This is a genomic window from Candidatus Anoxymicrobium japonicum (assembly GCA_002843005.1).
Lineage (GTDB): Bacteria > Actinomycetota > Geothermincolia > Fen-727 > Anoxymicrobiaceae > Anoxymicrobium > Anoxymicrobium japonicum.
This window is the reverse complement of sequence record PHEX01000068.1, coordinates 1-8,733: the sequence shown is the minus strand read 5'-3', so window position 1 is coordinate 8,733 and position 8,733 is coordinate 1. Positions and strand designations below refer to the sequence as shown.

Below are 8,733 nucleotides of genomic sequence, written 5' to 3'. Positions count from 1 at the left end.
CCCGAGCGCCCCCTCTTCCCGCATATTTTGGTTTGACCCCATTATGCCTTTTCCCCCAGCAAAGCGAGGGGTGTTTTCTTCGACCGACGTCCGAGTCCGCGAGCGGAGGGCGAAGAAGACACCCCGAGCGCCCTCTCTTCCTCTTCTCCCCCCAACAAGAGAAGAAAACGCATATTTTGGTTTGACCCCATTATGCCCTTTCCTTCCCCTTCCCCCAGCAAAGCGAGTGGTGTTTTCTTCGACCGACTTCGAGTCCGCGAGCGGAGGGCGAAGAAGACACCCCGAGCGCCCCTCTTGACAAATTAGCCTGCTTTGCTTATTGTAAATGCTTGAACTGCTCAAAACCGACAAAGAGGAGTGCCTGATGGAATTGTTCAAGTTCTTGAGATCACGACCCGGACTCAATATCGCCATCGGCACTGCTTTCGCGATCATCGCGGGACTAATGCTGCTTGGATACACGTCCAGGATGATGAAGGGAGAGAAAGGAGGCAGCGTCGTTGAAGTTCCTGTCGCAAGAAGCGACATCTCTATGGGCGCCACAATAACGGACGACATGCTCGGCGCGCGCAGTGTGCCACACGATTACCTTGTCCCGGGCACTATCCGTGGCGCCTCGGACATAATTGGCGCGCGCGCATTGAGGTTCATAGGAAAGGGCGAGCCCATCACCGCTTCTTCTATCGCTGGCGGAAAAGGGGCCGGCAACCTCGCTTGCCGGATACCCGCCGACCTTCGCGCTTACTCAATCCAGTTGTCGAGGACATCGGCCGACTCGGGAGAGTTGCGCCCCGGCGAAAAGGTGGATGTCCTTTCGACAGGTGGAGAGCCGCCCGGAACCACGACATTGCTCACAGACAGACTTATCTTGAGCGTGCGCGAAGATGGCGAAGAAGGCTCGGGCGCGACGCCTGTAATCACTTTGCTGGTCTCTCCAGGGGAAGTAGAACTGCTTGCGCAGGCTGTATGCACAGGGGAGATATCCGTATCGCTATGCCCCAACGAGAAAGAATGATACGCTGAAACGCAAGTCGCGAAATGATCGCGTATCGCAGCCCGGAAGCTAATCGAAGAAGACAACCTTCCTGCCGAGATTTTGAAAGTTAAACGCGGGCTGACAGATACGGCCGTAGATTGATACGAGATTTGAAGTCTTAAAATCCTGCCCAAGCACGATCACGACAGGCGAGTTGTACTGCACGGGGATCTGGTCGTTTAAGACGACGTCGGCATTGCCAAGCTCAGGCACCGACTCCTTTATTTTTTTACAGGCTTCCTTCGCCTCATGCCTGAAATAGACAGTCGTTCTGGCGAGTGGCTGCTTGCTCTGCCCTTCGAACACCTTATCATGGCCAAAGAGCCTGAGTTCTTGTGCTACGGTCGGCACTGCCCAGGTCGATGTCTTCCACCCGCTCAACACAGAGATCGCGTCCGCGTCCGGTCCGTTCAGCTCCTCGACCCTGCGAGTTACAGGCGCCTGCAGTTTTGCTTTCAACTCAGGAGAGATGAGGGTGTTCGCTTTCACCTCGAGCGTGACCTGCGCTAAAAGCGGCATGTCCGCGACGAAGTAGCTTACCCCCGATATCATTCTCGAGTCTCCGGGGACGGTGACGAACTGAACGTTCTCTATTTTGAACCCGCGCAACTCCTCCGCGAGGTTGGTGAGTTGTCCCGCTGCGTAATCCATTTTGCACGTAGAGGCCACGATGTCCACAAGTCGCTTCGCCTTCCAGGCGCTCTTCATCGACTCGGCTTTGGTCATGAGCGCTTTGAGAAACGCCTGCTGGTTTTGTATCCTGTCGATGTCGCCCCCGGGTAGTTTCCTGCTTCTCACGACGATAAGCGCCTGTTCGCCGTCCAGCAGCAAATCGCCCTGCGGAAGGCGTCCCGAGTGCGGGTCGTTTATCGGTTTGTTCAAGTGGATGGGAACTCCGCCGATGGCATTGATGATCTTCTTGAACCCGTCGAAGTTCATGCTGATGTAATGATGGACATCAATTCCCAGCAAAGACTTTGCCGCGTCGATCGCGCTCGACGGGCCACCAAATGCGTGCGCCGCGTTTATCTTGTTGGTGCCGTGCCCGGGAAGCTCAATCCTGGTGTCTCTGGGTATCGATATCACGATAGCGCGTTTGTCGCGCTCTTGCAGACAGATGAGCATCATGACATCGCTACGGCACCACCCACCCTCACCCTTGTTGCTACCGGCGTCGCTCCCCATGACAAGCGTGTTCACGCTCTGGCCGGGATCTGCCGAGAGGGACGTCAGGGCGGTCTTGACCTCTTTTTTCTCAGCGCCCTCCGTTTGCCACTGTTTCTCTTTCAGCGCGAGGTACATCTTCGCCCCGAGCTTGGCGATTGGCCTGATATAAAAACCGAGAGTTGCCCCTGCGACGAGACCAACCGCAAAAAATATAGCGAACCAGTAAAGCTTCCGTTTCCTCGCGTGTCCCGGCGCTTTGCTTTTGGCGTCAGCTCTCTTGCGCAAATCCCGTCCGCGCCTTCTCGCTTCCCAGTATGATACTTGCTGGATCGAATGTTTTCCCATCTTACCTTCAACCAGAATCTGGATAAAATAAAATCCACTATATGTTAAATCGTAATATGATTTTGCGCCAGTTCCCTGCTTGCCGTTTGGCATTCACACGCTGCTAAACGCAACACGGGGGGCCTGACCCCCGGTGTTGCGTTTTCACACCTTTGTTCTTCACAAAAGTCACAAAACAGGACAATATTCTCAGTGGTTATCCCTTTAATAAATATAATTCACAAAAAAATATAACCTCCAAATTCCACATCAACAACTCTAATTAATCCTTTTAACAAGCCATCTTCGGGCATTTCAAGTCTTAAAAGAGACAAAAAGAACATAAATATTTTTCAAAATAACGCTTGATTGGCCTTATTTTGTGTGCTAACATCGCCGCGATATCAATATGTAGTAACTCTATTTGGAGCAAAAAGAGCAAAGAGCATTGAGGGGATAGCGTTGGAAATCTTGTTACTGCTGTTTCTGGTGCTTGGGGCGGGAGTTGTGTTTTTGCCAGAGTTCCTCAAGGAGCGAGAGCTCAATTCTCCCGTGGACACGGTTTCCGATTTTCAGCGCGGCATGATGACTCTGGCGTTAAGCACTCATACCTATCAGCCGCGTGGCCACTACCACTCTCAAACCAGCGAGAGTGAGCCTTACTTCCGCCGTAGCCGATATACCGAGCAATTCGATGACGCTCCCGACATCTTTGTCCCGTACCCCAGCAACAAAGCGCGCATCAATATGGAAACGCGGAGGAACAGGATTCTTGGATTATTGCTTATTGTGGTTCTTTCCACGGCAATAATGGGACTCATTCCAGGTCTGAAGTGGATCATCCCGTTGCACATCGGGATACTGACAATACTTGCAATCTACATCGCGCTGGCTATTCTTGTGCCGCATAAGGAAATACGGCGGCGCTAACTGTCTGGCAGTACTTCAAATCCGTTCCTTTAGAAGGGCATTTTATGCCACTTCTTCTGATTGACGTTTCACAGGCTCACGGGTAGCACAAGCATTCCCGTCTGTGACGTCACATTCTAACGTTTTCCCTCAATCGGCAATAGCGCTAAACAATAAATGGCGGATGCCGATAAACGTTTTAGGGATTTTGGAAGCGCGACGAATAGGACAAACAGGATGAACAAACTAAGGGTACTCATTGTCGATGACGAGAAAGACGTTTCCAGGGTTATGGCGATCAATCTGCAACTCGAAGGACTGGACGTCATCGAGATCCATGATGGGTTGAGCGCCATCGACAGCGTCGAGGAATTCAAACCAGACTGCATCGTCCTGGACGTAATGCTCCCGAAGGTCAATGGCTGGGACGTCCTTAAATTTATCAAGAACAATCCTGCCACAGCCGGCATCCCGGTTATAATGGTCACCGCAAAGGTGCTGGAAAAAGATCAACTGCACGGCCTGGGCGCCGGCGCCGCCAGGTATATAACCAAGCCGTTCAGCCCGGCTGTGCTGACCGAGGCGGTAAAGAGTGTTCTCGAGTCACAGGAGCGTGAGGAGGTCGCCCGCAAGCGTCGTGAGACTATCGAGCACCTGCAACTTTCGCTCATCCACAAAATCTCGGACATACTTATTTCGACGTCCGCTCTCGATGATCTGCTCGAACGTGTCGCCGACAAGCTGGCCAACCTGTTCGATCTGTCTTTGTGCGGGTTGTTGCTGAGCGACAACGATGAGTCCGAAATGTATGTATTTCATAAGGCGTTACACCAGTGGGACAGGGGCAAGAACGTCAGCCGGAACGTCGTCTCCCGGCGGGATGCCGAGAAGCTGAAGGGCGTGTTTGCCGCCAACCGCCTGCCCGTCAGGATAAGCGACCTCGAGGAGTTTAATCTCAACATGATATTTCTCGGCATGTCGGCGATGGAGGAGGGCTATGCGTTTCCGCTCTTCGAGCATGATAAATATCTCGGGGCAGTCATTGTCGCGGACAAGTCCAGCGTGGATCTTTCACCTGACGAGGTCTCCCTCCTGGCGACAATAACAAATCAGGTGGCGGTTGCTGTCGCGAGAGCGCGCCTGCACGAGAATCTTCGCGAAGAAGAGGTCATTCACAAGCGGTTGCTGCACCAGACGATCACCGCGCAAGAGACCGAGCGCAGGCGGCTCGCCTCGGAGATGCACGACAGTGTCGTGCAGTCGCTGGTCGGAATGTCCTACAAACTCCAGGTGATCGAAAAGAAAATCGCGCTCGAGACGTATGACGAGCTGCAAATAGACCTCAAGGCTCTCGGGGAGCAACTCAACACAAGCATCAAAGAGTTGCGCGACCTTCTGCTCGGCCTTCGCCCGCCCATGCTTGATGACATGGGGCTCCTGAAAGCTCTTGATGTGTACCTGAAGAGCTTTGGGATCAAGAACGACATTCAATGCGTCTTCCAGGAGCCGGATGACATGCCGCAATTGAACAAGGACGCGCAGATCAACCTGTTCCGAATAGCTCAGGAGGCGCTCAACAACATTGAGAAACACGCGCGCGCCTCGCGGGTGACAGTTGAAATCGAAGTTTTGGAGAGTGAACTTCATCTGATGATACGCGACGATGGGCGCGGCTTCACGATATCGAAAACGCAACACAATCCGAGAAAACTGGGGATTGCCAGTATGCGGGAGCGGACAGAACTATTGGGTGGGCGCCTATCGGTCAAATCGGAGGTCGATCACGGCACGGTAGTCAAGATTGATGTTCCGTTGAAACAGATTGTGGAGGAATGAAATGCCAATCGCGATCATGCTCGTTGACGACCACAACCTGGTGCGGGAAGGGCTGAGGGCTGTCTTCGCCCAGGGGGACGAGGTGGAAGTGGTGGGCGAAGCCAGCTCCGGCGAGGAAGCCGTGGAGATGGTCGATAAGGTCAAGCCCGATGTTATCTTGATGGACATCAGCATGCCGGGAATGAACGGCATCCAGGCGACCAGAAAGATCCATGACGCACACCCTGATATTAAAATCATCATGCTGACCATGCTCGACCAGGAGGGGTACGTCTACGAGGCGATCAAGGCTGGAGCTACCGGCTACGTGCTCAAGAACGCTTCCTCAGACGAGCTTGTGAAAGCTATTCAGACTGTCAATGAGGGCAATGCGCTTCTGTCTCCCGACGCGACGGCGCGCTTGCTCAAGGAGTTTGTGGCGCTGGCCAAGAACAAGTCCAGGGATTACGGGCTCTCTAACCGCGAGATGGAAGTGTTGCAGTTGCTCTCCGAAGGAAACACCAACAAAAAAATCGCCAAAGCTTTGTGGATCAGCGAGCAGACTGTGAAGACCCACATCGCGCATATCTTCGACAAGCTCGGAACCTCCGACCGGACGGAAACAGTAGCCCAGGCTCTGCGCAACGGCCTGGTCTCCTGACGCGCTCCTCATCAGGGGTCAGGCAACGTCTACCGCTTTAGCGGTAGACGGTGCCTGACCCCTCTACGCAGTAGAGGTAGACGGAGAGGTAGACGGTGCCTGACCCCTGTTGCTGCGGTAACCCAAACGGGTGATCATTTCTCATCTTCGTACGGGCCGCAAATTCATTACTGAGACTGATCAGACTCACCAGGATTTTGCCGAGCCAAATAGTAGATTGGCCGGAAATCAAAATCGAGGGATAGATGAACACGTGGAAGAACCGTGCGCGTGTGTGGGGTTCAGGCAGGTCGGTGATTCCTGGCTTCCTCACCATCATGCTGACAGTCGTAATAGTCTTTTCCCAGTGCGCGATCCAGGCTTCTCCGGCGTCGGGGGCGGGCAACGACCCGCGGACGCTTCTCGCAAGGCCAAGCGATGGAAAGCACAGTCTCGGCTTCAAGCTGTCTGCTCCCGAGACGGCGGCCAGGCTTCGAGCCGCGGGTTGGCCTCGAGCTGGCGCCGGGCGCCACCTCGGGGCATCTGTGGATCTGACGGATCAGCTTCCGCCGGTGGGCGATCAGGGCAAACAGGGAAGTTGCGTGACCTGGGCAACCAGCTACTACTACAAGAGTTTCTCGGAAAAACAGGAGCACACCACGTGGGACCTGTCCCGCGCTCAATATCAGTTCAGCCCTTCTTTTGTGTACAACCAGATAAACGGTGGGGTTGATTGCGGCGCGACGTTCCCCGACGCCTTCGATGTGCTGCAGAACAAAGGCGATGTCGATATCGCCGAGATGCCATACGACGACGGGAATTACACCATACAGCCGACCGCCGCCCAGTTTGAAGCGGCCAAACCGTACCGCATCCCCGCCGACTGGAGCTACCTGTGGCTGCAAAGCGAGATGGGCCCGTTCTCCTGCCCGAACGATATAGCAAGAACCAAAGCGTGGCTCGGGGAGGGCAATCTCCTGGTAATGGGCATCCCGATCTACTCTGACTTCCCCGATTTCGGGTTCTACCCGTCCAGGGCCTACTACGACTATAACGGTTGCGCGGACCTGGCCGGTGGGCACGGCGTATGCATCGTTGGCTACAACGACAACATCAATTCGCGTGGGGCTGACGCCGACCACCGTGGTGGATTCAAGATGGTGAACTCCTGGGGGTCGTCCTGGAACGGCCCGAATCAGGGGTTCGTGTGGCTGAGCTACGACTTCGTGAAAAGGTATGTGTGGGAGGCCTGGACGATGGGTGACATCAAAGGCGACGGGCCATGCATTGGCGGCCTGAGCGCGAGTTCCGGTGAAGTCGGGAGCGCCATCGACATCACCGGCAACAACTTTGGAGCGAAGCGTCGGGAAGCACGGGTGACCTTCAACGGGACTGTGGCTGCGCAGGCTACTTTCACCAACAAAAAGGTAACGGTCACAGTCCCACGTGGGGCGACCAGCGGGCAGGTTGTTGTCTATGACTGGGAAGGAACCGCGAGTGTTGCCGCCAAAGGCGCCGCAAACGCGGGGTTCTTCACGGTGAAATCGCCCACATATTCCTACTACTTCGCCGAAGGCGCCACTCACGACGGGTTCGACGAATGGCTGTCCCTGCAAAATCCGCGATCAAGCCCTCTCGAAGTGACGGCCACCTACATGTTCTGTGGAGGACGGCTCCCCGTCACCAGGACATATCCGCTGAATGCTTCGTCACGGTTTTCCGTAAGCGTGAATGAAGAGGTCGGCCCGGGGCAGGACGTCTCCGTGAAACTTATGGCAAACGGTGAGTTCTATGCCGAGCGGCCAATGTATTTCAACTACAAACAAGGCCAGGCCGGCTATTCATGGACGGGTGGACACGTCGTGGCGGGCGCTGTTGCCCCCGCGCGGGAGTGGTACTTCGCGGAAGGCACAACACGCTCCGGTTTCGAGGAGTGGATATGCCTGCAAAATCCCGGTTCCGAAAAAGCCGTCGTGACCGTTGAATATATTAAGGCAGATGCCAGTGTGGTTCAGAAGGCGTATCTGCTTTCACCTCAATCGCGCGCCAGCGTGTTTGTCAACGGAGACGTGGGGCCGGGATTGGACGTGTCAGCAAGAATACATTGCGATTCCGCAATAGTCGCAGAGCGGTCCATGTACTTCAATTACAAAGGCAAATGGGACGGCGGACACGATGTGATGGGGGCAAATTCTCCTGCGACCACCTGGCACTTCGCGGAAGGCACAACACGCTCCGGGTTCGAGGAGTGGCTCGTGATTCAGAACCCGAACAACGAGGATGCCATGATAACGTGCCACTTTCTCAAGAGTAACGGGGTCACGTCTGACAGGAACTACACAGTAAGCGCCAACTCCCGCTGGACCCTGGACGTGAACCAGGCGGTTGGCGCAAACGTAGACTCGGCGATGATCCTCGAGAGCGACCTGCCAGTAGTCGCCGAGCGGCCAACTTACTTCTGCTACAAAGAGGAAACACCTGGATATTCCTGGACCGGAGGGCATGATGTTATGGGGTCATCCCTGTCGAAGTGTTCATGGTTCTTTGCCGAGGGATGCACTTACAACTGGGCGGATGAGTATATCTGCGTCGCGAATCCCGGCGTTGACAGCGCTCACGTGGTTTTCGCTTTCATGCTCGAGAATGGAGTTCCCGTCACACATTCAATCAGTGTCGAGCCGCACAGGCGAGTCACGGTCAAAGTCGCGGATGTCGTGGGCAGGGGACACGACGCGTCCGCTCACGTGACTTCCGATGCCCCCATCATTGTTGAGCGGCCGATGTACTTCAACTACAACGGCTGGACAGGCGGACACACCGGCGCGGGGTTTTAAAATCAAAA

Annotated in this window: 6 protein-coding genes; 5 read left to right on the top strand and 1 reads right to left on the bottom strand. The window is 54.9% G+C overall.

What is annotated here, in order from left to right:
• Positions 1-325 precede the first annotated feature (325 nt).
• Complete coding sequence (cpaB, locus tag CVT63_06880) at positions 326-1,015, top strand: Flp pilus assembly protein CpaB (GenBank protein ID PKQ27652.1); 690 nt, start codon at positions 326-328, stop codon at positions 1,013-1,015.
• A gap of 48 nt (positions 1,016-1,063) precedes the next feature.
• Here cpaB and CVT63_06875 read toward each other — a convergent pair whose 3' ends face one another.
• Positions 1,064-2,641, bottom strand: a complete 1,578-nt coding sequence (locus CVT63_06875) for a hypothetical protein (GenBank protein PKQ27651.1) — start codon at positions 2,639-2,641, stop codon at positions 1,064-1,066.
• 348 nt (positions 2,642-2,989) lie between these two features.
• On the opposite strand from CVT63_06875, the gene CVT63_06870 reads away from it, so the two are divergent.
• The 4 genes from CVT63_06870 to CVT63_06855 all read left to right on the top strand — a co-directional run bounded on the left by CVT63_06870 (position 2,990) and on the right by CVT63_06855 (position 8,725).
• Positions 2,990-3,457, top strand: coding sequence for a hypothetical protein (locus CVT63_06870; GenBank protein ID PKQ27650.1), 468 nt, complete (start codon positions 2,990-2,992; stop codon positions 3,455-3,457).
• Positions 3,458-3,613: 156 nt separating this feature from the next.
• Entirely contained in the window at positions 3,614-5,272 is a 1,659-nt protein-coding gene (locus CVT63_06865; GenBank protein PKQ27649.1) for a hypothetical protein, read from the top strand.
• A gap of 1 nt (position 5,273) precedes the next feature.
• Positions 5,274-5,912, top strand: a complete 639-nt coding sequence (locus CVT63_06860; GenBank protein PKQ27648.1) for a DNA-binding response regulator — start codon at positions 5,274-5,276, stop codon at positions 5,910-5,912.
• A gap of 245 nt (positions 5,913-6,157) precedes the next feature.
• Positions 6,158-8,725, top strand: coding sequence for a hypothetical protein (locus CVT63_06855; protein ID PKQ27647.1), 2,568 nt, complete (start codon positions 6,158-6,160; stop codon positions 8,723-8,725).
• Positions 8,726-8,733: the final 8 nt, after the last annotated feature.

Excerpts from the sequence above, each read along its gene's own strand:
- cpaB (PKQ27652.1), top strand. The coding sequence starts at position 326 with ATGCTTGAACTGCTCAAAACCGACAAAGAGGAGTGCCTGATGGAATTG.
- CVT63_06875 (PKQ27651.1), bottom strand. The coding sequence starts at position 2,641 with ATGCCAAACGGCAAGCAGGGAACTGGCGCAAAATCATATTACGATTTA.
- CVT63_06865 (PKQ27649.1), top strand. The coding sequence starts at position 3,614 with ATGGCGGATGCCGATAAACGTTTTAGGGATTTTGGAAGCGCGACGAAT.
- CVT63_06860 (PKQ27648.1), top strand. The coding sequence starts at position 5,274 with ATGCCAATCGCGATCATGCTCGTTGACGACCACAACCTGGTGCGGGAA.
- CVT63_06855 (PKQ27647.1), top strand. The coding sequence starts at position 6,158 with ATGAACACGTGGAAGAACCGTGCGCGTGTGTGGGGTTCAGGCAGGTCG.